Origin of the sequence: Vibrio brasiliensis LMG 20546, from assembly GCF_000189255.1 — a bacterium.
In the GTDB taxonomy this organism is placed as follows: domain Bacteria; phylum Pseudomonadota; class Gammaproteobacteria; order Enterobacterales; family Vibrionaceae; genus Vibrio; species Vibrio brasiliensis.
Genome location: NZ_AEVS01000009.1, coordinates 19,829 through 44,724 on the forward strand (window position 1 = coordinate 19,829; position 24,896 = coordinate 44,724).

A 24,896-nucleotide genomic window follows, 5' to 3' on the forward strand; every position below is an offset into this window, starting at 1 on the left:
ATGAGCCGTTATTTGGTCGTGTTTCGGTTAGTATGTGTACTCTTGACAGCGCTTTCCAGCAAGGTTTTTGCAAGCGAGCAAGAGCTGTTTGTTGCTGCAACGAGTGAGCAAAATGCTCAGGTTGAACTGTTTGAGTTTAAAACACCTCAATTACAAAAGCGTGCCATTGAACTGGCGAAGTCGCTGCGCTGTCCTCAATGTCAGAACCAGAATCTTGTCGAATCGAATTCCCCGATTGCAAAAGATTTACGTTTAATCGTGTTTCAGAAAATCAATCAGGGTCAGAGTGAACAGGACGTGGTGGATTTTATGACGGCGCGATACGGAGAGTTTGTTCTCTACAAACCCTCATTCAGTTTATCCAATGCGTTATTGTGGCTGGCGCCGTTACTGTTGCTGGCAGGATTTATTCTTTTCTCTGTGCGCCGTATAGGTGTTGACTCATCCAACCGCTAACACAGCTCTCTGCTCTGCGACGACGGATAAAGATGACAATTTACTGATAGAAAATTTTGCTCATTGGTATAGAGTGGAGTTTGATTTAGTAGCAGTAGTTAGATATCAGTGCGTTACGCAATAGAGCAATATGATAAACATGGCTTTTTGAAGGCACCTAAACTTCTTTGGTTTGGATGGTTATTTATGGCCAAAGCATGGGTAGTGTTTGTTGTCGCAGGCGCGAGCCGCGATAGTGGCAGCAAAATATTGTCGATAGTGTATCCCGATCACTCCATGCTTTACCTCGGGTTGGCAATGGGCATTCCAAGCATCCTTCTGATGTGGATGGTTAGTCTGCGTAGTCCGGAACGAAACTGGCTTAACCGAATCGTTTCATGGGGTAGAAGTATTACTCTGGTTACCGCAAGCGCTCAATTGGCACAAAGCCTTTACCATGTTTATCTCACCCATGGGGCATTCAGTTGGACCAATGGTGCCGTGATGCTACTCCTGCTATGGTTTATTATCTACGTAGCTAAAAGTCGCAGTGTTAGGGATAGCTTTCATAACCCTCCGGCACAGTGATCGTGCTAAGCGATGATCGTTATCAATATATTGAAATAAAAACGAAATACACTGAGCAAAAAAAGAAAGTGAGGAATTAAAAATGTCATACCCTCAAAGTGCCATTCTTCCTGAAGCTGGCCCGTTTGCACAATACACCTTGCTCAAGGTGACAGAAAATCCGCAACACGTATTACAACAGTTACAGGCTTTACCAACACTGGTTGAACAGCTCAATGAGCAGCAACCAGGTGCTGAACTGACGCTTTCGATCGGTTTTACTAAAGCGTTCTGGAGCAAGCTAGATGCGCCTGTACCAGCTGAACTGATTGACTTCCCGCAGTTAGGCGAAGGCGACGTGGTTGCACCAAGCTCAGATGTCGATGTCTTGATCCACTGTCATTCTAACCGTCATGACCTGCATTTCTACCTGCTACGCAAGTTTTTTGCTGAAGTGTCAGAGCAGGTTTCGGTTGTTGATGAGACCTACGGTTACCGCTATCTGGATTCGCGTGATATGACTGAGTTCGTTGATGGCACAGAGAACCCGAAAGAGGCTCAGCGTGAAGAGGTGGCGATCATCCCACAAGGCGAACTTGCTGGTGGCAGCTACGTAATGGTACAACGCTTCATCCACAACTTACCTTCGTGGAATCGTCTGAATGTATCTGCGCAAGAGAAAGTGATTGGTCGTACTAAACCTGATTCTATTGAGCTGGAAGATGTGCCTGCTGCATCGCACGTTGGTCGTGTTGATATTAAAGAAGAGGGTAAAGGCCTTAAGATTGTTCGCCACAGCCTGCCATACGGTAGTGTTTCAGGTGAACATGGCTTGCTATTTATTGCGTACTGCAACACCTTACACAACTTCAAAGCCATGCTTGAAAGTATGTATGGCGTAACGGATGGCAAAACAGACCAGCTACTGCGCTTTACTCATGCCGTAACTGGCGCTTACTTCTTTGCACCATCAGCACAAATGTTGGCTGAGCTTAAGCTGAAATAAACAGTTATTACTTAATCAGTTAAAGCCGAACCTCAGGGTTCGGCTTTTTTGCTTTTATTTGTTAAAGAAAACCGTAGATTGCCGATAAAGAGAGTAACCCGAAAGAGGACAATGCAACTTTATGACAATCACGGTAAATACGAACGTCTCAGCAATGACTGCGCAACGACACTTGTCGAAGGCGACGGATCTTCTGAACCAATCACTGGAGAGACTCTCTTCAGGGAATCGTATTAATAGTGCCAAAGATGATGCCGCAGGGTTGCAGATTTCCAATCGCCTTGAGTCACAGATGCGAGGGTTAGATGTCGCAATGCGAAATGCCAATGACGGTATTTCGATTATGCAGACGGCAGAAGGTGCCATGAATGAAACCACTAACCTGCTTCAGCGTATGCGTGACCTCTCTCTTCAATCTGCCAACGGTTCTAACAGTCGTGCTGAGCGAGATGCCTTGCAAGAGGAAATGAGCGCTTTAAACGATGAATTGAACAGAATCGCCGAAACCACCTCTTTTGGTGGTCGAAAATTGCTCAACGGTTCATTTTCCTCTTCTGCTTTTCAAATTGGTGCCAGTTCAGGTGAAGCGGTACAAGTTTCACTAAAGAACATGCGTTCAGACAGTTTGGATATGGGGGGCTTCAGTTACATCGCAGCTGGTAAAGCGGATAGCAACTGGCAGGTCGCTCAGGGAAGCAACACATTGGTGATGGAATATACCAATGCTCAGGGTCAGCAAGAGACCATCAATATTAACGCAAAAGTTGGCGACGATATTGAAGAGCTTGCCACTTATATCAATGGTCAAACCGACAAAGTTTCCGCTTCAGTTAATGAAGAAGGTCAGCTACAAATCTTTATGGCAGGTAAGCAAGCGTCGGGAACCGTCTCTTTCTCAGGTAGCTTAGCTAATCAGTTAAGTATGAATCTGGCAGGCTACGAAGCGGTTGATAACATTGATATCTCTCAAGCCGGCGGTGCACAGCGCGCGGTATCGATTATTGATACTGCTTTAAAGTATGTTGATAGCCACCGTGCCGAACTAGGGGCAATGCAGAACCGATTTAACCACGCGATTAATAATCTTTCTAACGTAAACGAGAATCTATCGGCTTCCAACAGTCGGATTAAAGATACTGACTACGCGAAAGAGACAACCCAGATGGTTAAGCAACAGATTTTACAACAGGTCAGTACTTCAATACTGGCTCAGGCTAAACAGCAGCCGAACCTGGCGTTGACTCTACTCGGTTAATTGTCAAAAAAGAGAATGTTATCGACAGGCCCGAGTGAAGCTTTAGCGAAAAAATCACTTTTTTTACTCTTTTTATCTCTTAATCACGTTTTTATCGCCAAATGTATTTTTTTTAAGAAAAAACTAAAAAAATACTCAAGGTTTTCGAAACCGAGCCGTTAATAAAAGTAACTTTTGAGAGAACTACAAACTTTGGTTTTCCGAGACGTCGGAAACCGGATACATCGGAAAATCAAACGGAGAAATCACCATGGCAGTGAATGTAAATACTAACGTAGCAGCAATGACAGCACAGCGTTACCTAAACAGCGCAAACAACGCACAACAAGTTTCAATGGAGCGTTTGTCATCTGGCTCAAAGATCAACAGCGCAAAAGACGATGCAGCGGGTCTACAAATCTCTAACCGCCTAAACGTTCAAAGCCGTGGTCTTGATGTTGCAGTACGTAACGCTAACGACGGTATCTCTATCGCGCAAACTGCTGAAGGTGCGATGAACGAGACAACTAACATCCTGCAACGTATGCGTGACCTATCGCTACAATCTGCGAACGGTTCAAACTCGAAATCAGAGCGTGTTGCAATCCAGGAAGAAGTTACAGCACTTAACGACGAACTAAATCGTATCGCTGAAACCACTTCATTTGGTGGTAACAAGCTACTTAACGGCACTTACGCGACTAAGTCATTCCAAATTGGTGCTGACAACGGTGAAGCAGTAATGCTAACTCTGAACGACATGCGTAGTGACAACATCGGCATGGGCGGTACAAGCTACCAGGCTGCGAACAGCAAAGATAAAGACTGGACTGTTCAAGCTGGCGCAAACGACCTTGCAATCACACTGACTGAAAAAGATGGTGCTGAGCAGACAATCAACATCTCTGCTAAAGCGGGTGATGATATCGAAGAGCTAGCGACTTACATCAACGGTCAAACTGACATGGTTAAAGCGTCAGTAAACGAAGATGGTCAGCTACAAGTATTCGCTGGCAACAACAAAGTTGAAGGCGCAGTAAGCTTCGCTGGTGGTCTGGCAGGTGAGCTAAGCATGGGTGAAGGTAAAGCAGTAACTGTTGATACTATCGATGTTACATCAGTTGGTGGCGCGCAAGAATCTGTAGCGATTGTTGATTCAGCACTGAAATACGTAGATAGCCACCGTGCAGAGCTGGGTGCTTTCCAAAACCGTTTCAACCACGCGATTAACAACTTAGACAACATCAACGAAAACGTGAATGCTTCTAAGAGCCGTATCAAAGATACAGACTTCGCGAAAGAGACAACTGCACTGACTAAGACTCAAATTCTGTCTCAAGCTTCAAGCTCTATCCTTGCTCAGGCAAAACAGGCGCCAAACTCGGCACTAAGCCTACTAGGTTAATTGAGACCTTGATCAAAAAATCCAGCTTCGGCTGGATTTTTTTGTTTCTACTAACTATTTGATCTTTCTATTAATTCTTACGTCATGCGGAAAAAGTTAATAAAAATGCCTAATTTATTTCTAAAGGTATTTTTTAGTAGGCCGTTAAAGGATTGAGAGAAATGAGATGTATCGAAGCGAGGTGAGAGACGCTGAGATACATCGCCCTAATGCCTAAGGAGATCAAATATGGCAATTAACGTAAACACGAACGTGTCTGCGATGACTGCTCAGCGTTACCTTAATGGTGCGACTGATGGCATGCAGAAATCGATGGAGCGTCTATCTTCGGGGTACAAAATCAACAGTGCCCGTGATGATGCTGCTGGACTACAAATCTCAAACCGCTTGAACTCGCAAAGCCGTGGCTTAGACATGGCTGTAAAAAATGCGAATGACGGTATCTCAATTGCGCAGACAGCTGAAGGTGCAATGAATGAGACAACCAACATTCTGCAACGTATGCGTGATTTGGCACTCCAATCTTCGAATGGTTCTAACTCCCGTTCGGAGCGTATCGCTATTCAAGAAGAAGTGACCGCTCTTAACGACGAGTTAAACCGTATTGCAGAAACCACCTCATTCGGTGGTAACAAACTGCTTAACGGTACCTTCGGTAATCAATCTTTCCAAATTGGTGCGAGCTCAGGTGAGGCTGTTCAGCTATCGATGGGTAACATGCGTTCTGACACCATAGATATGGGTGGTAAAGCGTATATTGCTCAAGAAGGCAAAGCAGCGGATTGGACCGTCTCTTCAGGGGCGACAGATCTTACCCTAGGCTATACTGATGTACATGGTGAGGCACAAGAACTCACGATTAATGCTAAAGCTGGCGATGATATCGAGCAATTGGCTACGTACATTAACGGTCAGAGTGCTGATGTTAAGGCTTCCGTAGGCGAAGAGGGCAAGCTACAACTTTTTGCTGCTTCAAATAAGGTTGCAACTGACGTCACAATCGGTGGTGGTTTAGGTTCAGAAATCGGTTTCGGTGCTGCTCAAGAGAGAACAGTTGCCGATGTTGACGTTACTTCAGTAGCAGGTTCACAGCTCGCTGTATCTGTTATTGATGGTGCTTTGAAGACGGTTGACAGCCAACGTGCTGAACTGGGTGCATTCCAGAACCGTTTCGGACATGCAATCAGTAACCTAGACAACATTAATGAGAACGTTAATGCTTCTCGTAGCCGGATAGTTGATACAGACTACGCTAAAGAAACAACGGCGATGACTAAGTCGCAAATTCTTCAGCAAGCGAGTACATCTGTCCTAGCGCAAGCTAAGCAGTCTCCGTCGGCAGCACTTAGCTTATTAGGTTAATCGATAGGTTCGATTGGAGCTTATTGGTACAACGTTATGTTGTGACCTGCTAAGGTGGAAGGGAGATCGTTATGGAAATACCATCCTACACATCGAACATCCAGCCTTATGGCTCAGAAAGTGGCACTAAACTTGCTTCAAAGTACGATGGTGTACAGCAAGTTTCCTCGCAAAAGGAGCAGGTCTCTACAACTGAGGCAAGCGAAAAAGCGTCTCAAACTGTTGAAAAAGCAATCGAAGCCTCGAAAGAGAGGGAGAAGCTAAACAGGGCCGAGCGTGAAAGGATTGTTGAGCAGATGAATGATTTTATCTCGTCGATCAACAAAGGCTTGTCCTTCAGGGTGGACGAAGAGTCCGGTAGAGATGTTGTGACTATATATGAAGCGGATACTGGTGATATTATTCGTCAGATACCCGATGAGGAAATGTTAGAGATATTACGGCGCCTGAGGGAACAGACTGCCCGATATTCATCGGGGCTTGTTAACCAAACGGTGTAATCGTACTTGAGGTGAGTGAATGAGTTTTGGCCCTGTAGGCATGAATTCTGGCATGGATATCAACTCTATGGTCAGCAAAATTGTAGATTCGGAGCGTGTTCCTAAACAGCAACGAATCGACAATGAGCGAACCCAGATTGATTCCAGTATCAGTGCTTATGGCCGACTCAGAGAGTCGCTGGATACGATGAAAAACTTGATGGCGAGCTTTCGTCAGGAGAAAGCTTTTGCCGCAAGAACAGTGGAAACTACCAATGACACTGTCGTATCTGCGACTGCAACCACTGATGCTATCGCTGGTCGATATGCTATCGATGTGTTGCAACTTGCCCAAAGCCATAAAATTGCATCGGATGTATTACCTGAAGATGCGAAATTTGGCCCGGGCAAGTTGCAGATTTCACTGGGTGAAAAAAAATTCTCTATTGATGTACAAGAGAATTCTAAGCTCGTTGATATCGTTCGCGGTATCAACGGCAGCAAGTCCAATCCGGGTGTACGTGCGGCAATCATTAACGATGTCGACGGCCCCCGTCTCATTGTTGCGTCCAACGTTTCCGGTGGCGACAATGACATTTCAATGCGAGCGGAAGCCCAACCGGGTGACACGCTAAAACAGCTCGAATACAAAACACTCGAGCAAAGAGTTAAAGATCTTGAACGGGCACGTGCTGCCGCTCAGGAACTGATTGCCCCTCTAACCCCTGCAGAGAAAAAAGTTGCCGATAAAGTCGCACAAAAAATCATCGATGCGGCAAAGGTTGTCGATCAAGAGATTGCCGATACCTCTAAGCAGGCGGCAATAAGTGCGGATCCCAATGCCGCAAAAGAGGCGACGCCAGACAATCAAATGTCCAAAGCGGCGACTACTGCAGCGGCGAATGCGGGCATAGAAGCCAACAAATACCTAAAGCCAGAAGAACGAATTCCCGGCTGGAGTGAAACCGCTTCAGGAACACTATTAGACTCATACTGGGAGCCAGAGCCGCAGTTAGACGCTAAAGCAAAAGAGAAAGCGCCTGATGTTCCAGGCTGGTCAAATACCGCTTCTGGTACCTTAACCGACTCCTATGTCACGCCGAAAGAAGCGCAAGCCAAACTCGATGCTGAAAAGGCACGTTTAGAGAAAAAAGTCGCGGATGAACAGGCTGCACTGGCACAACGTGTCGCCACAGGTGAGCTCACTCCAGAGCAAGCGAAACAGATGGAGCGCGCTAAACTTCCACAAGAGGAACGAGAGTATCTCGAGCGTATCGATCAGGCTCAGGCCGATCTGGATGCCGCTCAGCGCTCATTCGATACCTATCGGGGTATGACGGAAGTACAAGCAGCGCAAGACGCTAAAGTATTACTTGATGGTGTTGCCCAGCTTTCGAGCAACAACAACATCATCGAAGACGCGATTGATGGTGTTGACCTAACCTTAAAAGGGCGTAGCGAGAAAGGTAAACCGGTTTCTGAAATCGATATTGAATACGACAGACAGGGTGTGCGTGAGGATATTGAGCAGTTTGTTGCTGCTTACAACCAGTTTTACCAGGTGACTCAAGAACTTTCTGGTGTAGACCCTCGTACAGGTATGGCAGGACCATTAGCGGGTGACAGTATTGTTCGCAGTGCGGATTCACGCTTGAAGTCGGTCTTTTCGTCTCGAGTGGAACCGGCGCCAGAGGAGCTTAAGACTCTCACTGAGTTCGGCATTACCACTACCAGACAGGGTAATCTGGAAATCAATTACGACATGCTGGATCGTCAGCTCAACAACAACTTTAATAAGTTAGAAGACTTCTTTGGTGGTAATCAGGGTTTTGCTAAGAAAGTAGAGGATGCGATCCAAGGTCTGACGGGTGTGACTGGCTCGATTCGTAACCGCGAGCGCAGTATGGTTGAGCGCACTTACCGATTGCAGGATGATCAGGCGACATTAGATCGCAGAATGGATAATTTAGAGAAGCGCACCCACGCCAAATTTACGGCAATGCAGGATGCGACCAGTAAAATGCAGTCACAGTTAGCGGGGATGATGAATGCCCTTGGCTAATGACTTTGAGCAACAACTCACTAAATTGTGTGAGGTTGATCAAATAATTACTGAAACTCTTTCAGCGAGCGAGCTATCGACTGAAGAAATCATTGAGTTGGTCGATACAAGGGAACAGATATTGCAATGTTTATTGGCAGCGGTAAGTTCGCAGCCAGAACTTGCTAAATCACAACAGTGGCAAGATGCGGTTGAAAGAACCAAAGCTGTTGTAGAGTTAATGAGTAGTAAAACTGCTGAAATGGGCATGGCATTACAAAAGTATCGCCATGGCAAACGCTCCGTTAAGCAGTATCAAAAATTTTTATAAATCTAAGAGGGTTGTTATGCGTGGTTCACTACAGGCTTACAAGAAGGTATCGGTTGATAGCCAGCTCAGTGCGGCCTCCCCGCATAAAATTGTTCAAATGCTAATGGCTGGCGCTATTGAACGTTTGATTCAAGGCAAAGCGGCGATGCAAGCAGGCAATATTCCCGTTAAGGGCGAGCGTCTGGGTAAGGCGCTGGACATCATTATTAGTCTGCGTAGCTGTCTATCAATGGACGACGGTGGAGATATTGCTCAGAATCTGGATCAGCTATATGAATTTATGATTACTCAGATTACAGAAGCAAACCATCAGAATAACCCACAGCCAATCGACGATGTTATTGAAATCATTCGCGAAATTAAGTCGGCTTGGGATCAGATCCCGAACGAGTATCACAATTTGACTGCTAATGATGTAGGAATTTAGCGATAGTTAGGCAGTTGCATACATTTTGTATAGAAATGTGTGATGAGTGGAATAATATGACTTATTAGCTTTTGGCTTAACGTCACATCAAGTAATTGCTTGGTTGCCTTATTTTTTTTATCAAATAGAATAGAAGCCACTAACGGACCAGTGGCTTTTTTTGTTGCTGTAATTTGTCAATTGTCTGATGTATCTGATCTATAGTTACAAATGACGTTAGAATTATTATCCAGCCACAACGTTTTACAATAAAGGCAATCAATCTCACCTATGCAAGGTTTAGCGAAACTACTTGTGATTGAAGACGATGCGAATGCACGTGTTAATCTGAGTAATATTTTAGAATTTGTTGGAGAACAGTGTGAGGCCATTAGCTCTGATCAACTTGACGATCTCGATTGGTCGCGAGTTTGGGCAGGCTGCATTCTGGGGTCTCTCAACGACAAGAAGTTATCTACCAAGCTGAGTGACAAGCTATCTAAGGCTAACCATATACCACTACTGATTGCAGGAAAGCATTCTTATCCAGTTGAAGAACTGACCAACTATGTTGGTGAACTGGAATATCCCCTAAATTATCCGCAATTAAGTGAAGCCCTGCGCCACTGTAAAGATTTTCTCGGTCGTAAAGGGGTTAACGTACCTTCGTCGTCACGTAAAAATACTCTTTTCCGTAGCCTGGTAGGCCAAAGCCATGGCATCAAAGAAGTTAGACACCTTATTGAGCAAGTCTCCAGCACTGAAGCCAACGTTCTGATCCTTGGCGAATCAGGAACTGGTAAAGAAGTGGTTGCACGTAACATCCATTACCATTCTGCGCGCAGAAATGGACCTTTTGTGCCGATTAACTGTGGTGCAATCCCACCGGATCTGCTGGAAAGTGAACTATTTGGTCACGAGAAAGGGGCGTTTACTGGCGCAATTACATCACGTAAAGGGCGCTTTGAACTAGCCGAGGGTGGCACACTGTTTCTTGATGAAATCGGTGACATGCCGATGCCAATGCAGGTAAAGCTGTTACGTGTGTTGCAAGAGCGCTGTTTTGAGCGCGTCGGTGGTAACACCACGATCCGTGTAGATGTACGCGTCATCGCTGCAACCCATCGTGATCTGGAGACGATGATCAACGATGAGTCGTTCCGCGAAGATCTCTACTACCGACTTAATGTCTTCCCAATCGAGATGCCTGCTCTGCGCGATCGCAAAGATGATATCCCGTTATTGTTGCAAGAGTTAATGACACGTATGGAGTCTGAAGGGGCACAGCCGATCTGTTTTACTCCTCGTGCTATCAACTCATTAATGGAACATGAGTGGCCTGGTAACGTGCGCGAGCTGGCTAACTTGGTTGAACGAATGATTATCCTCTATCCAAACAGCTTGGTCGATGTGAATCATTTACCGACTAAGTACCGATACAGTGATATTCCTGAGTTCCAGCCAGAGTACAACAACTTGGAGTCGGTAGAAGAGCAGGAACGCGATGCGTTACAGGATATCTTCTCTGAAGACTTCAGTTTTGAAAGTGACCTGTTCCAAGAGAACGAGAATGCTCCGCAGAGTTTGCCTCCAGAAGGGGTTAACTTAAAAGAGATGCTGGCAGACCTTGAAGTCAACATGATCAATCAGGCGTTGGAAGCTCAGGGTGGTGTTGTTGCCCGGGCAGCAGATATGCTTGGAATGCGTCGTACAACTCTGGTTGAGAAGATGAGAAAGTACAATCTACAGCGCTAAAAACGCTCATTTATTGACTGTCAATTTTTCGACCTGACATTAAGTTGTTGAAAATAAATAAAAATAGCCTGGCTTGCTTATTGCATGGCAGGCTATTGTAGTTTTTAAGGCAGAAATACGTCATGCATTCAACTTCGTCAACGGATAATCCAATGCCGTTGGGCACATTAGAACAGCAAGTAGAGCGTTATCAGCAGGTACTCGATGTGATGCCAGCTGGTGTGATCCTGCTTGATACCCAAGGGGTTGTGCAGGAAGCAAACCCTGAAGCTCAGCGACTATTGGAAATCCCACTGGTCGGTGAGAAATGGTTTGAAATCATTCAACAGGCTTTTGCACCTCGTGAAGATGATGGTCACGAGATATCACTGCGCAATGGACGCAAGGTAAGACTGGCCATCTCCGCTTCAACAACGGGTCAGTTGATTCTGATTACCGACCTGACCGAAACACGCTTACTTCAATCGCGTATCAGTGATTTGCAGCGTCTCTCTTCACTAGGTCGAATGGTTGCTTCGCTTGCCCATCAGGTACGTACGCCACTTTCTAGTGCAATGCTTTATGCCTCGAACCTGGCAGCTCCAAATTTGCCCCCAGCGACGAAAGATCGCTTCCAGAACAAATTAATGGACCGACTCCATGATCTGGAAAAACAGGTCAATGACATGCTGCTGTTTGCCAAAGGTGGTGACAATAAAGTTGTTAAACCGTTTACCGTTGAACAACTGATTAGCGAGTTCTCACCTATGGTTGAGACTGCACTTAAAAACAACCAAATTGATTATTATCTCGAAGTAGAGCAGGAGCAGACCGAATTATTAGGTAATGCGAATGCGATTGCATCGGCACTAAGTAACCTGGTGATGAACGCGATTCAGATCGCAGGTAAACAGTCTCAGGTCGATGTGTTTTTCAGACCCGTAAATGGGGAGCTCAAGATTTCAGTGCAGGACAGTGGTCCCGGTGTACCGAAGGAGCTACAGAATAAGATCATGGAACCTTTCTTTACAACACGTTCACAGGGAACGGGCCTTGGGCTAGCGGTGGTACAAATGGTGTGCCGTGCCCACGATGGAAGGTTGGAACTCATTTCAGAACAGGGGGACGGAGCGTGCTTTACCATGTGTATTCCGCTTGAACGAACCTCTAATCCTGAGCAAGAAGCTATGACTGGAGAAAGATAATGGCTCAAAGTAAGGTACTGATTGTAGAAGATGATGAAGGTCTACGCGAAGCATTAGTCGATACCTTGGCTCTAGCTGGCTATGAATGGCTAGAAGCAGATAGTGCTGAAGATGCCTTGGTCAAACTCAAGTCGAATAATGTCGACATTGTTGTCTCTGACGTACAGATGGCAGGAATGGGCGGCTTGGCTCTGCTGAGAAACATTAAACAGCACTGGCCAAATCTGCCTGTGCTACTGATGACGGCTTACGCCAACATTGAAGACGCAGTTTCAGCGATGAAAGATGGTGCGATTGACTATATGGCTAAGCCATTTGCGCCAGAGGTATTGCTTAACATGGTCAGCCGCTACGCTCCGGTTAAATCGGACGATAATGGTGACGCAGTCGTCGCAGACGAAAAGAGTATCAAATTACTTGCTCTGGCAGACAAAGTAGCTAAAACCGATGCCAGTGTCATGGTATTAGGGCCAAGTGGTTCGGGCAAAGAGGTGATGTCACGTTACATCCACAATGCGTCGAATCGTAAAGATGGCCCATTTGTCGCGATTAACTGTGCGGCGATCCCTGACAACATGTTAGAAGCGACTCTTTTTGGTTATGAAAAAGGCGCGTTTACTGGTGCGGTGCAAGCCTGTCCGGGCAAATTTGAACAGGCGCAGGGCGGCACTATTTTGCTTGATGAAATCAGTGAAATGGATCTAAGCCTGCAAGCTAAACTGCTGCGTGTTCTTCAGGAGCGTGAAGTAGAACGCCTTGGTAGTCGTAAGAGCATCAAGTTGGATGTACGTGTGTTGGCGACCAGTAACAGAGATCTGAAGACATATGTTCAGGAAGGAAACTTCCGTGAAGACCTTTACTACAGACTGAATGTTTTCCCAATTGCATGGCCGGCACTTTGTGAGCGTCCGGGAGATATCGAGCCATTATCAAAACACTTGATTGAAAGAAATTGCCAAAAATTGGGTATGCCAGTTCCAACACTTACCGCGGGTGCGACAGATAAACTTATGTCGTACACATGGCCGGGTAATGTACGCGAATTGGATAACGTTATGCAGCGCGCTCTAATCTTAAGTGACAATGCCCTGATCGACTGTGAGCATATATTGTTAGAGGGCCTTGATTGGCAGGATGCCTCTAGTTTGCAGGTTGCGGTGGAAAGCGGTGAAATTCAGGTTCCGGACGTTAAACCAGTCGCTGAAACAAACAGCAGCCTAACCTCGGGCACGGGGCTGGGTGGTGAATTACGTGATCAGGAATACGCGATTATCCTTGAGACTTTAGAGGAGTGTAATGGGCGTCGGAAGGAAATGGCTGAAAAATTAGGCATTAGCCCAAGAACTTTACGCTACAAGTTAGCAAAAATGCGTGATGCTGGGATTGATATTCCGAACTAACGTGCTATTTTCTGTCTGGCAAATGGACGTGGCACGAGGATTGCAGCGTCATAACTCCAGCACTATGTTTAGTCAAATAGTTGACTACTGAGGTTTTGATGAGAATTGATGGTTTTCAAAGCGAAATGCAAGCAATGATGTTTGAAGCAGGAGGCACCAAGCCAACTGCGACAGGACAAACTGTAGGCGCTGACTTCGGTCAAATGCTGAATAGTGCCATCAATAACGTTAATAGCCTATCCAAGACATCCGGAAATCTACAGATGCGATTCGATCGCGGTGACGCGGATGTCTCTTTGTCTGATGTAATGATCGCTAGAAACAAATCTAGCGTCGCGTTCGATGCAACAATTCAGGTACGCAACAAGCTGGTTGAAGCGTACAAAGAATTAATGAACATGCCAGTTTAAGTTTTAGGTAAAGTCTGTGGCAGAGCAAAATCAATCAACCGACCTGACAGTATCTGAAGGCAGTGCCGACACCGCAATGTTAGCGACGTCGGACCTTGATACCGACGTTCAAAATCCAGATCTGGATGAGAAAAGCAGTTCTAAGTTTGATATGGCAGTAGGGGACTTAGACCTTTTACGCCAAGTCGTCCTTGTTCTGTCTATCTCCATCCTGTGTTGCCTTGATTGTGATGCTGTTTTTCTGGGTTAAAGAGCCAGAAATGCGTCCACTAGGCGTGTATGAGACAGAAGAGCTGATCCCAGTTCTTGATTACCTTGATCAACAGAAACTCGATTACCAGTTAGATGGTAATACTATCCTGGTTCCGGCCAGTGAATTTAATACTCTTAAGCTCGACATGGTCCGTGCAGGGCTTAATCAAGAAACCCATGCCGGCGACGACATCTTGCTACAAGATATGGGGTTTGGTGTTTCGCAACGTCTTGAGCAAGAGCGCTTAAAGCTTAGTCGTGAGCGCCAGTTATCAAAAGCGATCGAAGAGATGAAGCAGGTGCGTAAAGCACGTGTACTACTTGCACTACCTAAGCAGAGTGTGTTCGTTCGTCATAACCAAGAAGCGTCAGCTTCGGTATTCCTGACATTAAAAACAGGCGCCAACCTCAAGCAAGAAGAGGTTGATTCTGTGGTTGATATGGTTTCCAGTGCCGTGCCTGGTATGAAACCGAACCGTATTACCGTTACCGATCAACATGGTCGTCTATTAAGCTCAGGTAGTCAGGATGCTGCTTCGTCGGCACGTCGTAAAGAACATGAACTTGAACGCAAGCAAGAAGAAGCTTTGCGTGAAAAAATTGATTCAGTGCTGATCCCAATTCTTGGCTTTGGTAACTATACCGCGCAAGTAGATATTGAATTGGACTTCAGTGCTGTGGAACAGACTCGTAAGAGCTTTGACCCGAACACACCATCCACTCGTAGTGAATACACTCTTGAAGACTATAACAACGGCAACATCGTAGCGGGTGTGCCTGGCGCTCTGAGTAACCAGCCACCGGCAGACGCGTCAATTCCGCAAGATGTCGCGCAGATGAAAGACGGTACAACGCTTGGTCAGGGCTCGGTGCATAAAGAGGCCACACGTAACTTTGAGCTTGATACCACTATCAGCCATGAACGTCGCCAAACAGGTGTCGTAAATCGTCAGACAGTTGCCGTTGCAGTGAAAAACCGCGCTACGGTCAACCCAGATACTGGTGAGACAACTTACCAGCCTATCTCTGATGCTGAACTAAACTCTATTAAACAGCTATTGATTGGTACGGTGGGCTTTAGTGAAGCTCGTGGTGACCTGCTTAATGTATTAAGTATGCAGTTTGCAGTTCCGGAAACCGAAGTTATTGCTGATGTACCTATTTGGGAACATCCGAACTTTAATGACTGGATCCGCTGGTTTGCAAGTGCATTGGTTATCATTGTGGTGGTGTTGGTACTTGTTCGCCCAGCAATGAAGAAACTCCTCAACCCTGCGTCTGATGAAGATGAAGATTCACTTTACGGACCAGATGGCCTACCAATCGGTGCTGATGGAGAAACCAGCTTAATTGGTGGTGACTTAGACGGTGGCGAGTTGTTTGAGTTTGGCTCAAGCATAGACTTGCCTAACCTACACAAAGACGAAGATGTGCTGAAAGCAGTCCGTGCGCTTGTTGCGAACGAACCTGAACTGGCGGCACAAGTTGTGAAGAATTGGATGCAGGATGCCTAACGAAATAGTTCCACAGGAAGAGGGCGGTGAGGTAGCAGAAAACACCGTGGATATATCTACAATCCCGGGCGAAGAGCGCGCGGCGATTCTCTTACTCAGTCTTAATGAGGAAGACGCTGCGGGTATTATTCGTCATCTTGAACCAAAACAAGTTCAACGAGTTGGTAGCGCCATGGCGCGTGCTGCTGACTTAAGCCAGGATAAGGTAGGTGCCGTCCACCGTGCCTTCCTGGAAGATATTCAGAAGTACACCAACATTGGTATGGGCAGCGAAGACTTTATGCGTAATGCTCTGGTCGCTGCGTTAGGTGAAGATAAAGCCAATAACCTTGTTGACCAAATCCTGTTGGGTACTGGTTCTAAAGGTCTTGATTCATTGAAATGGATGGATCCACGTCAGGTGGCCAGCATCATTATCAATGAACACCCTCAGATTCAGACTATCGTACTTTCATACCTTGAGCCGGACCAGTCAGCGGAGATCCTTTCTCAGTTTGCTGAACGTGACCGTCTAGACCTGATGATGCGTATCGCTAACCTTGAAGAAGTTCAACCATCAGCACTGGCTGAGCTGAATGAAATCATGGAGAAACAGTTCGCGGGTCAGGCTGGTGCTCAAGCGGCCAAGATTGGCGGCCTGAAGGCAGCGGCAGAGATCATGAACTACATGGACAACAACGTCGAAGGTATCTTGATGGATCAAATCCGCGATCAAGACGAAGACATGGCAACTCAGATTCAGGATCTGATGTTCGTGTTCGAAAACCTTATCGAAGTCGACGACCAGGGTATTCAGAAACTTCTGCGCGATGTTCCGCAGGATGCGCTTCAGCGTGCGCTTAAAGGTGCTGATGACTCCTTGCGTGAGAAGATCTTCAAGAACATGTCTAAACGTGCAGCTGAGATGATGCGTGATGACCTTGAAGCCATGCCACCAATTAAAGTGTCTGATGTTGAAGCAGCACAGAAAGAAGTACTGGCTATCGCCCGTCGTATGGCTGACTCTGGTGAGATCATGCTAGGTGGCGGCGCAGACGAGTTCTTATAATTTAAGTAAGTAGGGTACCTATGTCTGGGGAAAGAAAACGCGGTTTTTTACGTCTTGAAAATGATGATCTGGTAGAAAAGCCAGAGCGTTGGGGTATGCCTGATTACACGGCTCAAACCCATAAACAGGCGAAAGAGACAGCGATGAACTATGACCCAAGCTGGATGCCTGTGGCTGAGCCTGTTGCCGAAGAAGCACCAAAAGAACTGACCGAAGAAGAGATCGAACTGATTAAGCAACAAGCTTATCAGGAAGGTCTGCATCAGGGACAGGAAGCGGGCTTTAAGCAAGGTTACGAAAAAGGCAAAGAGCAAGGCTTACAAGAGGGTCACCAAGAAGGTTTAGAGGCGGGTAAGATTGAAGGTGTTGCCGCTGGGCAGGAATTTATCCAGCAGCAAGTAGAAACCTTTATCGGCCTGGCTAACCAGTTTGCTCAGCCACTTGAGTTAATGAATGCTCAGGTTGAAAAGCAACTGGTCGACATGGTACTCACCTTAGTCAAAGAGGTGGTGCACGTTGAAGTACAAACCAATCCTCAGGTGATCCTTGATACCATTAAACAGTCGGTAGAGTCACTGCCGATCTCCGGTCATGCCATCACTTTAAAACTTCACCCGGATGACGTAGAGATTATTCGTTCATCTTATGGCGAAGAGCAACTTAACTTCCGTAACTGGACCCTGATGAGTGAACCTGCGCTTAACCGTGGCGACGTCCAGATAGAAGCGGGAGAGTCGAGTGTTAACTATCGCCTAGAAGACCGTATTCGCAGCGTTATTCAAAGCTTTTGTGGGGTGAATCGCCACCAAGGTGGTGAGTAGTGCTGGCGCTGGCTGATCGTCTTTCCCAATACAAAACCCAAGGACTTACCTGTCGTCCTGTCGCATCCGGTAAACTCGTTCGGGTTGTCGGCTTAACGCTGGAAGCAACAGGCTGCCGTGCACCTATCGGTAGCCTGTGTAAAGTTGAGACCATGCTAGGGGAGATGGAAGCAGAGGTAGTCGGCTTCTCCGGTGATAACCTCTACCTGATGCCAAGTGAGCAGATCACAGGGGTGCTACCTGGTGCCAAAGTGACACCATTGACCAGTGAAACAGGCCTGCCTGTCGGTATGGAGCTGCTTGGTCGTGTTATCGATGGCGTGGGTAATCCACTTGATGGGCTTGGTCCTATCTACACCGAAAAGCGAGCTTCTTTTAACGCTGAACCTATCAACCCTCTGGCGCGAAAGCCTATTTCTGAACCTCTTGATGTTGGCATTAAGGCGATCAACGGATTGTTGACCGTCGGTAAAGGCCAGCGTATCGGTCTGTTTGCCGGCTCGGGTGTGGGTAAATCGGTGACCCTCGGCATGATGACGCGCGGTACCACCGCTCAGGTGGTCGTGGTTGGTCTGATTGGTGAACGTGGCCGCGAAGTTAAAGAATTTATTGAAGAGATCCTGGGTGTTGACGGTCGTCAGCGCTCTGTAGTGGTTGCCGCGCCTGCCGATGCCTCGCCTCTGATGCGCCTTAAAGGCTGTCAAACCGCACTGACGATTGCGGAGTACTTTCGTGATCAGGGCTTAGATGTTCTGCTACTTATGGACTCTCTAACCCGTTTTGCTCAGGCACAACGTGAAATTGCCCTCTCTGTCGGTGAGCCGCCAGCAACTAAGGGTTATCCGCCATCGGTGTTTGCTAAGCTGCCGGCTCTGGTGGAGCGCGCGGGTAACGGCAGTCCGGAACAAGGCTCGATTACTGCCTTCTTCACCGTACTAACCGAAGGTGATGATTTACAGGACCCAATTGCCGATGCATCACGAGCGATTCTTGATGGTCACGTAGTGCTATCGCGAGAAATGGCGGATGCCGGTCACTACCCAGCTATCGACGTTGAGAAGTCGGTCAGCCGTGTTATGCCGCAGATTACTTCTGAAGAACATGTCTTGATGTCTAAAGCGGTTCGTCAGGTACTCTCTATCTGTCGTAAAAATCAGGATCTGGTCTCGATTGGCGCCTATAAACCGGGTACCGATCCAGCCATTGACGGCGCCTTTACTCTCAAACCTAAGCTCGATACCTACTTGCAACAATCGATGAAAGAATCTGTGCCTTATGACATGTGTATCAACATGTTGCGCGGACTGCTGCAAGGAGAATAAGGCTGATGGATAATGCACTTGAGTTTCTTTTAGAACAGGCAAAGGATCGCGAAAACCAAGCGGTACTTGCTCTTAATCAGGCCAGAACGGAGCTTGAAGGGTACTACCAACAGCTGGAACAGATTGAAAAGTATCGTCTCGACTACTGCCAGCAGTTAGTCGACCGTGGTCAGCAGGGTTTAACGGCCAGCCAATACTCCCACCTCAATCGATTCTTAACTACGCTCGATGAAACGTTAGCTAAGCAGAAACAGGCCGAGGCTCACTTTAAAGGCCAGGTTGATGGCTGTGAACAAAACTGGCTTGAGAGTCGTAAGCAGCGCCGCTCTTACGAGTGGTTAATTGAAAAGAAACAGACAGAAAAACAGCGTTTGCAGGATATTCGCGAGCAAAAGCAGATGGATGAGTTTTCTACCCTGCAGTATTCGCGTCGAACTTCGAACTAACCTCTCACCTTTGTGACGAAAGTCAGCCTTTCTTCCTCTTTGGCGTATTTCTTGCAATTGTTCTTACAACTTGTATGCAATAAATCGGCGTCTTTGCCGCGTAGAGCCATCTCGGCGTGAAGCAACTGTGAGTGAACCTGATATGAATATCAATTTATCATCGGTATCGGAAAGTCCAAAAGTGACCAAAGCCACCACTGAGGGTGGAGAAGCGAGCGCGGAAACCTCGGAAACGGGTGGTTTCTTTTCCAAACTGGCCGCTTTGATTAAGGGCGAGAGCGGCTCTGAAGAGGGAGCGGCTAAGGTCAAGCAGACATCGGCTGATGGCGAAGAAGTTGCGCTAACTAAAGGTGAAGCAACAGAAAAAAGTGTTAAGGCTGAAGTAACTGAAGGTCAGACTGTCGATGAACTCCTCGCGTCTGAAGAGGGTGACAGCGATGCCAAAGCAGTGAGTGCTACGTCTGATGAAGGTGCTAAGGTAGAAAAGAGTGTCGCCGAAAGCGGAGAGGAAAAGAGCCCTCAGTCTGCAGCGAAAATCGTATCAGAAAATGATCAAGTCCTTCAGCGTCTGGATAGTGCGAATAAAGCGCTTCAGCCAAATGACGGCAAACAGTTGCCACCAGAGGAAGTGACTGCTGTGCAAAACACGTCGCAGCAAGCGGTTGATATTGAGGCAGAGCAGAATGCTACAGCAGATAAAGCGGTTACTACCGCCGCACTGAGCAAGCAGGCTCAGGAGGTGGCAGTCGAGGGTGAAGAAACTCAGCTAGCTGCGGAAAAAACAGAGCCAGCGCAAGCGAAACAGGTCGTGGTTAACGCTGATGGTGAGGAGGTCCTTGTACCTGAATCAGCACAACGATTTATCAAACAAGAGAGCGAGCAGACTGCTACTGAGCAACAAACAAAAGACGTCAATAACGATACTGTGATTACCAGCTCCGTCGCGGCGAAAGTTGCTAGTGAGCAACAATCTCAAACGGCTGCACAAAATAGTGAAAAAATGGCACTTGAGGGAGAACAGGTTGCTAAGCAAATATCAGTGGATCAGCCAGTAAAACAGAGTGATTCATCGGCAGAATCTATCGATCTAGCTGCGGGTGCTGTTGTTGCAGGTGGCGTAGCCGCAGCAACATTGGCAGATAAACCGGTTCAGTCAGAAGCAACGGTTACTCAAGGCACTAGTCCTGCGAATCAAGCTGCTTCACTCGCTAGTGAGGCTCAAAGTGAAGTGGCTGCGGATAGTGCTATTACAGCGGCTGCAGTGACCGCGGGTGCAATTCCATGGGCAACCTCTAACGAAACAGTGATTGCTGACGAAGTGGTGATTAAACCGGATACCGCGCCTAAAGCGCAGCAAGCCGCAGTGGCCCAGTCAGTTCATCAGGCACTTACTGCCCAACAAGCTCAGGCTCAGCTCTCTCAGGGGGCAGCGCAAGTTGCACAGAATCAGTCAGCATTGTCGGCCATGCCAAATGAACTCGTGGCGAGTCAGATGCAGCAGGTCGCGGCAGCCCCAAACAGCGCTTTACTTCAGGATCAGGCAGTGCTTAAAGCTGCTATGGGTGCCAAAGCGGTTGGCACGCTTGGTAAACTGGGTAGTGGTAAAGAGGGTAGTCAGCAGGCTTCTGAATCAAGTTCAGGATTTGCGCAGCAGCTAGCTCAGGCTTCAGGCCAGCCGGGTACCAATGGATTAGGACAAATTCGTGCAGAACAAGCTGCCGCACAGTCACCTCTGCAGCTAACTAGAGAACTGGCTGGCGATCAAGTGGCTGAACGAGTGCAAATGATGATGTCGAAAAACCTCAAGAATATTGATATTCGTCTTGACCCGCCGGAGCTTGGCCGACTTCAAATCCGTATGAACATGAATGGTGATGCGGCTACGGTTCACTTCACAGTGGCTAACCAACAAGCGCGTGATGTGATTGAACAATCGATGCCTAGATTACGTGAGATGCTTGCTCAGCAGGGTGTACAATTGGGTGATAGTTCGGTTCAACAGCAAGCCTCAGGTCAGCAACAAAGACGTTATGCCGACAACGGACAGGGCAATTCCGGTCAAGGAGGCAGCAATCAGGGCTTCTCAGGTGAAGAAAACCTTGAACCAGACATCAATCTTGATTTGAATGTCGCTGCAAAGCGTGATGGAATTAGTTATTACGCTTAAACTGTATAAAACAAAGAGATAGAGAACGTTAAGTTATGGCAGTTGAAGAAGTCGAAACGGAAGCACCCAAAGGCAAAGGTAAGCTGATCATCATTATCATTGCTGTCGTAGTATTACTCGCTGGTGGCGGTGGTGCCGCATTTTTCCTAATGGGATCGGATGAAGGTGCAGAAACCGAGCAAACAGCGCAGCAGCAAGTGACCACACCAGAAGATCCAGTGGCTTACGTTAATATTCCCCAACCATTTCTATTTAATGTTACTGGCGACAAAAAAGATCGTTTAGTTCAGATAAAAGTACAGTTAATGGTTCGTGGTACGGAAAATGAAAATCTTGCCCGTTACCACTCTCCGCTGATTGAAAGCTCACTGTTAAGCACATTTGCATCAGCGACTGTCGACCAGTTGCGCACCGCCAATGGGCGAGTCGAGCTGAGAGAAAAAGCGACAGACGACATTAAAGCCAGTTTGAATCGTGCGGTAGGCCAGCCAGTGATCGAACGCGTGCTATTTACCGATTTTGTAATGCAGTAGGTGATGAGTGACTGATCTATTAAGCCAAGACGAGATTGATGCGCTCCTACACGGAGTTGATGATGTCGATGAAGTCGAAGAAGAAGTCGTTGAGAAGGACGCAAGTGCCGTAGACTTTGACTTTTCATCGCAAGACCGCATCGTTCGTGGTCGGATGCCAACGCTCGAGTTGATTAACGAGCGTTTTGCCCGTCATATGCGAATTAGTCTGTTCAACATGCTAAGAAAGACCGCGGAAGTATCAATCAACGGCGTACAGATGATGAAGTTTGGTGAGTACCAAAATACCTTGTACGTTCCTACCAGTCTTAACATGGTACGCTTTAGACCACTAAAAGGTACCGCGCTGATTACTATGGAAGCGCGCCTGGTGTTTATTCTGGTAGAAAACTTCTTTGGCGGTGACGGACGTTTCCACGCTCGTATCGAAGGTCGTGAGTTTACACCAACTGAGCGTCGAATTGTTCAACTATTACTAAAAATTGTTTTTGAAGATTACAAAGAAGCTTGGTCTCCAGTAATGGGGGTTGAGTTTGAATACCTCGACTCGGAAGTAAACCCGAGCATGGCGAACATTGTTAGCCCGACAGAAGTGATTGTTGTCAGCTCCTTCCACATTGAAGTCGATGGCGGTGGTGGTGATTTCCACGTTGTCATGCCGTACTCAATGGTTGAGCCAATCCGTGAACTACTCGATGCGGGTGTTCAGTCGGACAAGATGGAAACTGACGTACGTTGGAGTACAGCGCTACGAGAAGAGATCATGGATGTACCCGTTAACTTCCGTGTCGATTTATTAGAGCAAGATATCTCACTGCGTGATTTGATGGAGTTGCAGCCTGGTGACATCATTCCCGTCACTATGCCGGAACACGCAGTGATGTTTGTTGAAGAACTGCCAACATTCAGGGTGAAAATGGGTCGCTCCGGCGAGAATTTAGCAGTTCAGGTATCAGAGAAAATTAAACGCCCTGATGTGGTTAAAACGGATATCGCCTTCCTCGGAAAAGATGTTATTTCTGAATTAGAAGAAGAAGACGGCGAAATCGAAGATTAAGAGAAGAAATAGGTAACAGGTATGGAACCGAGTGACGACCAAAAACTGGCGGACGAATGGGCTGCGGCATTAGGTGAAGATCCAAGTGCACCAGAGATCGATGTAGATGAAGTGATGTCTGCTCAGCTTGATGAGCTGGAAGACACTTCGTCACCAATCTCTGACGATGAACGTCGTAAACTGGATACGATATTAGATATCCCTGTGACCATCTCTATGGAAGTCGGTCGCTCACAGATCAGTATCCGTAACTTACTGCAATTGAACCAGGGTTCGGTAGTTGAGTTAGAGCGTCTGGCAGGTGAATCTCTTGACGTACTCGTTAACGGTACCTTGATTGCACACGGAGAAGTGGTTGTGGTCAACGACAAGTTTGGTATTCGTTTGACCGATGTAATTAGTCAGACAGAGCGTATTAAGAAACTGCGATAATGTTAGGTATTGTATGACTTTCAAAGTTAGGGGGTACTTACTTTACTCCCTTAGTTTGCTTTCACCTTCCGCACTGGCTGCTGCACCTGGCAGCCAACTAGACTGGGCGACCACTTTTGGGTCGCTCGTGTTCGTTGTGGCCTTTATCTTATTACTGGCGTGGCTACTAAAGCGTATGCGTGTCCCTGCGCTGGTTAACCAGAAAGGTCTTAGTGTCGTGCGTCAGATCGCGGTCGGTCACCGTGAACGCATCGTCATTGTTCAAGCGGGTGAAGAGCAGTTTTTAGTTGGGGTGACACCTCAATCGATTCAACTTATCTCAAAGCTGGATAAACCTTTGTCTCAGGAGGAGATGGCTAACGGTCCGTTTGCAAGTCAACTGACTCAGCTGTTGAAGAAGAATGATAAAAGCATCTAATTTGGTGACGATTTTACTGACCTTAGTGATGACTCTGTTTTCTGGGTTAGCACTGGCACAGCAGGAAATCGCAACTCCAGTACCTGCCAATATTGCCCCAGGCGATTCGGTGACGGTCACTGCAATGGAAAAAGAGCAAGGTGCATCTAAAACCATCGCGACAGGTAGCTTAGTTGGTAGCGGAGGGGGAATTCCAGCCTTCACCATGACGACTAACTCGGACGGAAGCGAAGACTACTCGATCAACTTGCAGATTCTGGCGCTAATGACCATGCTCGGCTTCTTGCCTGCCATGGTTATATTGATGACCTCATTTACGCGAATTGTCGTGGTGATGTCGATTCTGCGTCAGGCTATGGGTTTGCAGCAGACGCCATCTAATCAGGTGATCATTGGTATTGCCATCTTCCTGACCTTTTTCATCATGTCTCCGGTTTTGAGTAAGATTAACGATGATGCCATTCAGCCGTATATCAATGAGCAGATCACGGCACGTCAGGCCTTCGATCTGGCTCAAACGCCGATGAAAGACTTTATGCTTAAGCAGACGCGCGTTAAAGATTTGGAAACCTTCGTTAATATTTCCGGTTCTACCGCGACGGCGCCGGAAGATGTCTCTATGGCGGTGTTAATCCCAGCTTTTATCACTTCAGAGCTTAAGACCGCCTTCCAGATTGGATTTATGTTGTTCCTGCCGTTTCTGATTATTGACTTGGTGGTTGCTTCGGTACTGATGGCGATGGGTATGATGATGCTTTCGCCAATGATCGTTTCTTTGCCATTTAAACTGATGCTATTTGTTCTGGTTGATGGCTGGAACCTAATATTGTCGACCTTGGCCGGCAGTTTCGCTTTGTGACGGGAGAAAAAC

The 24,896-nt window shown here is 47.0% G+C and carries 24 protein-coding genes and 1 pseudogene; all 25 read left to right on the top strand.

All coding sequences use genetic code 11. The features are described from left to right. Entirely contained in the window at positions 1-456 is a 456-nt protein-coding gene (locus RH46_RS02035; protein WP_006877736.1) for a cytochrome c-type biogenesis protein, read from the top strand. Positions 457-564: 108 nt separating this feature from the next. After that, positions 565-1,023: a DUF2919 domain-containing protein gene (locus tag RH46_RS02040; RefSeq protein WP_006877737.1), complete on the top strand. Its 459-nt coding sequence runs from the start codon at positions 565-567 to the stop codon at positions 1,021-1,023. A gap of 82 nt (positions 1,024-1,105) precedes the next feature. Further along, positions 1,106-2,008, top strand: coding sequence for a Dyp-type peroxidase (locus tag RH46_RS02045; protein WP_006877738.1), 903 nt, complete (start codon positions 1,106-1,108; stop codon positions 2,006-2,008). A 121-nt stretch (positions 2,009-2,129) separates the two neighbouring features. Beyond that, complete coding sequence (locus RH46_RS02050; protein WP_006877739.1) at positions 2,130-3,263, top strand: flagellin; 1,134 nt, start codon at positions 2,130-2,132, stop codon at positions 3,261-3,263. A gap of 250 nt (positions 3,264-3,513) precedes the next feature. Further along, positions 3,514-4,647: a flagellin gene (locus RH46_RS02055; RefSeq protein WP_006877740.1), complete on the top strand. Its 1,134-nt coding sequence runs from the start codon at positions 3,514-3,516 to the stop codon at positions 4,645-4,647. 228 nt (positions 4,648-4,875) lie between these two features. Then, the gene (locus tag RH46_RS02060; protein WP_006877741.1) at positions 4,876-6,009 is read left to right on the top strand and encodes a flagellin; all 1,134 of its coding nucleotides are present in this window, start codon (positions 4,876-4,878) and stop codon (positions 6,007-6,009) included. A 71-nt stretch (positions 6,010-6,080) separates the two neighbouring features. After that, on the top strand, positions 6,081-6,509 hold the full coding sequence (flaG, locus tag RH46_RS02065; RefSeq protein ID WP_006877742.1) for a flagellar protein FlaG: 429 nt from the start codon (positions 6,081-6,083) through the stop codon (positions 6,507-6,509). 19 nt (positions 6,510-6,528) lie between these two features. After that, complete coding sequence (gene fliD / locus RH46_RS02070; protein WP_006877743.1) at positions 6,529-8,550, top strand: flagellar filament capping protein FliD; 2,022 nt, start codon at positions 6,529-6,531, stop codon at positions 8,548-8,550. Beyond that, positions 8,537-8,860 (top strand): flagellar protein FliT, encoded by a 324-nt coding sequence (gene fliT / locus RH46_RS02075; RefSeq protein WP_006877744.1) that lies wholly within the window; start codon positions 8,537-8,539, stop codon positions 8,858-8,860. Before fliD ends, fliT begins: the two co-directional genes overlap by 14 nt. Before the next feature lie 16 nt (positions 8,861-8,876). Continuing rightward, positions 8,877-9,287 carry a flagellar export chaperone FliS gene (gene fliS / locus RH46_RS02080; RefSeq protein WP_006877745.1) on the top strand — a complete coding sequence of 137 codons (411 nt, stop codon included), beginning with the start codon at positions 8,877-8,879 and terminating at the stop codon, positions 9,285-9,287. A 270-nt stretch (positions 9,288-9,557) separates the two neighbouring features. After that, a complete protein-coding gene (locus RH46_RS02085; RefSeq protein ID WP_006877746.1) occupies positions 9,558-11,021 on the top strand; it encodes a sigma-54 dependent transcriptional regulator in 1,464 nt (487 codons plus the stop codon). Positions 11,022-11,143: 122 nt separating this feature from the next. Beyond that, the gene (locus RH46_RS02090) at positions 11,144-12,205 is read left to right on the top strand and encodes a sensor histidine kinase (protein ID WP_040894851.1); all 1,062 of its coding nucleotides are present in this window, start codon (positions 11,144-11,146) and stop codon (positions 12,203-12,205) included. Beyond that, positions 12,205-13,605, top strand: coding sequence for a sigma-54-dependent transcriptional regulator (locus RH46_RS02095; protein ID WP_006877748.1), 1,401 nt, complete (start codon positions 12,205-12,207; stop codon positions 13,603-13,605). Before RH46_RS02090 ends, RH46_RS02095 begins: the two co-directional genes overlap by 1 nt. A 98-nt stretch (positions 13,606-13,703) precedes the next feature. Then, positions 13,704-14,015 (top strand): flagellar hook-basal body complex protein FliE, encoded by a 312-nt coding sequence (fliE, locus tag RH46_RS02100; RefSeq protein WP_006877749.1) that lies wholly within the window; start codon positions 13,704-13,706, stop codon positions 14,013-14,015. Positions 14,016-14,031: 16 nt separating this feature from the next. Continuing rightward, positions 14,032-15,781: pseudogene (gene fliF / locus RH46_RS02105) on the top strand (flagellar basal-body MS-ring/collar protein FliF). Next, a complete protein-coding gene (gene fliG, locus RH46_RS02110; protein WP_006877750.1) occupies positions 15,774-16,829 on the top strand; it encodes a flagellar motor switch protein FliG in 1,056 nt (351 codons plus the stop codon). The pseudogene fliF and the gene fliG overlap by 8 nt, the downstream one beginning before the upstream one ends. Before the next feature lie 20 nt (positions 16,830-16,849). Then, positions 16,850-17,650: a flagellar assembly protein FliH gene (gene fliH, locus RH46_RS02115; RefSeq protein WP_006877751.1), complete on the top strand. Its 801-nt coding sequence runs from the start codon at positions 16,850-16,852 to the stop codon at positions 17,648-17,650. Continuing rightward, positions 17,650-18,972, top strand: a complete 1,323-nt coding sequence (gene fliI / locus RH46_RS02120) for a flagellar protein export ATPase FliI (RefSeq protein WP_006877752.1) — start codon at positions 17,650-17,652, stop codon at positions 18,970-18,972. The genes fliH and fliI overlap by 1 nt, the downstream gene beginning before the upstream one ends. Positions 18,973-18,977: 5 nt before the next feature. Further along, positions 18,978-19,418 (top strand): flagellar export protein FliJ, encoded by a 441-nt coding sequence (fliJ, locus tag RH46_RS02125; protein WP_006877753.1) that lies wholly within the window; start codon positions 18,978-18,980, stop codon positions 19,416-19,418. 142 nt (positions 19,419-19,560) lie between these two features. Further along, the gene (locus tag RH46_RS02130) at positions 19,561-21,585 is read left to right on the top strand and encodes a flagellar hook-length control protein FliK (RefSeq protein WP_006877754.1); all 2,025 of its coding nucleotides are present in this window, start codon (positions 19,561-19,563) and stop codon (positions 21,583-21,585) included. A gap of 35 nt (positions 21,586-21,620) precedes the next feature. Further along, on the top strand, positions 21,621-22,118 hold the full coding sequence (fliL, locus tag RH46_RS02135; protein ID WP_006877755.1) for a flagellar basal body-associated protein FliL: 498 nt from the start codon (positions 21,621-21,623) through the stop codon (positions 22,116-22,118). A 7-nt stretch (positions 22,119-22,125) separates the two neighbouring features. Further along, positions 22,126-23,175, top strand: coding sequence for a flagellar motor switch protein FliM (gene fliM / locus RH46_RS02140; protein ID WP_006877756.1), 1,050 nt, complete (start codon positions 22,126-22,128; stop codon positions 23,173-23,175). Positions 23,176-23,196: 21 nt separating this feature from the next. After that, a complete protein-coding gene (fliN, locus tag RH46_RS02145) occupies positions 23,197-23,607 on the top strand; it encodes a flagellar motor switch protein FliN (protein WP_005471831.1) in 411 nt (136 codons plus the stop codon). Positions 23,608-23,620: 13 nt separating this feature from the next. After that, complete coding sequence (gene fliO / locus RH46_RS02150) at positions 23,621-24,025, top strand: flagellar biosynthetic protein FliO (RefSeq protein ID WP_040894865.1); 405 nt, start codon at positions 23,621-23,623, stop codon at positions 24,023-24,025. After that, the gene (gene fliP / locus RH46_RS02155; protein ID WP_006877758.1) at positions 24,009-24,884 is read left to right on the top strand and encodes a flagellar type III secretion system pore protein FliP; all 876 of its coding nucleotides are present in this window, start codon (positions 24,009-24,011) and stop codon (positions 24,882-24,884) included. Before fliO ends, fliP begins: the two co-directional genes overlap by 17 nt. Positions 24,885-24,896: the final 12 nt, after the last annotated feature.

Bases quoted from the DNA above. Each gene is read 5' to 3' on its own strand.
- RH46_RS02045 (WP_006877738.1), top strand. From the start codon at position 1,106: ATGTCATACCCTCAAAGTGCCATTCTTCCTGAAGCTGGCCCGTTTGCA.
- fliH (WP_006877751.1), top strand. From the start codon at position 16,850: ATGTCTGGGGAAAGAAAACGCGGTTTTTTACGTCTTGAAAATGATGAT.
- RH46_RS02055 (WP_006877740.1), top strand. From the start codon at position 3,514: ATGGCAGTGAATGTAAATACTAACGTAGCAGCAATGACAGCACAGCGT.
- fliJ (WP_006877753.1), top strand. From the start codon at position 18,978: ATGGATAATGCACTTGAGTTTCTTTTAGAACAGGCAAAGGATCGCGAA.
- fliL (WP_006877755.1), top strand. From the start codon at position 21,621: ATGGCAGTTGAAGAAGTCGAAACGGAAGCACCCAAAGGCAAAGGTAAG.
- RH46_RS02090 (WP_040894851.1), top strand. From the start codon at position 11,144: ATGCATTCAACTTCGTCAACGGATAATCCAATGCCGTTGGGCACATTA.
- RH46_RS02050 (WP_006877739.1), top strand. From the start codon at position 2,130: ATGACAATCACGGTAAATACGAACGTCTCAGCAATGACTGCGCAACGA.
- fliN (WP_005471831.1), top strand. From the start codon at position 23,197: ATGGAACCGAGTGACGACCAAAAACTGGCGGACGAATGGGCTGCGGCA.
- RH46_RS02095 (WP_006877748.1), top strand. From the start codon at position 12,205: ATGGCTCAAAGTAAGGTACTGATTGTAGAAGATGATGAAGGTCTACGC.
- RH46_RS02085 (WP_006877746.1), top strand. From the start codon at position 9,558: ATGCAAGGTTTAGCGAAACTACTTGTGATTGAAGACGATGCGAATGCA.
- fliE (WP_006877749.1), top strand. From the start codon at position 13,704: ATGAGAATTGATGGTTTTCAAAGCGAAATGCAAGCAATGATGTTTGAA.
- fliT (WP_006877744.1), top strand. From the start codon at position 8,537: ATGCCCTTGGCTAATGACTTTGAGCAACAACTCACTAAATTGTGTGAG.
- fliO (WP_040894865.1), top strand. From the start codon at position 23,621: ATGACTTTCAAAGTTAGGGGGTACTTACTTTACTCCCTTAGTTTGCTT.
- RH46_RS02035 (WP_006877736.1), top strand. From the start codon at position 1: ATGAGCCGTTATTTGGTCGTGTTTCGGTTAGTATGTGTACTCTTGACA.
- RH46_RS02060 (WP_006877741.1), top strand. From the start codon at position 4,876: ATGGCAATTAACGTAAACACGAACGTGTCTGCGATGACTGCTCAGCGT.
- fliP (WP_006877758.1), top strand. From the start codon at position 24,009: ATGATAAAAGCATCTAATTTGGTGACGATTTTACTGACCTTAGTGATG.
- fliD (WP_006877743.1), top strand. From the start codon at position 6,529: ATGAGTTTTGGCCCTGTAGGCATGAATTCTGGCATGGATATCAACTCT.
- fliS (WP_006877745.1), top strand. From the start codon at position 8,877: ATGCGTGGTTCACTACAGGCTTACAAGAAGGTATCGGTTGATAGCCAG.
- RH46_RS02130 (WP_006877754.1), top strand. From the start codon at position 19,561: ATGAATATCAATTTATCATCGGTATCGGAAAGTCCAAAAGTGACCAAA.
- flaG (WP_006877742.1), top strand. From the start codon at position 6,081: ATGGAAATACCATCCTACACATCGAACATCCAGCCTTATGGCTCAGAA.
- fliG (WP_006877750.1), top strand. From the start codon at position 15,774: ATGCCTAACGAAATAGTTCCACAGGAAGAGGGCGGTGAGGTAGCAGAA.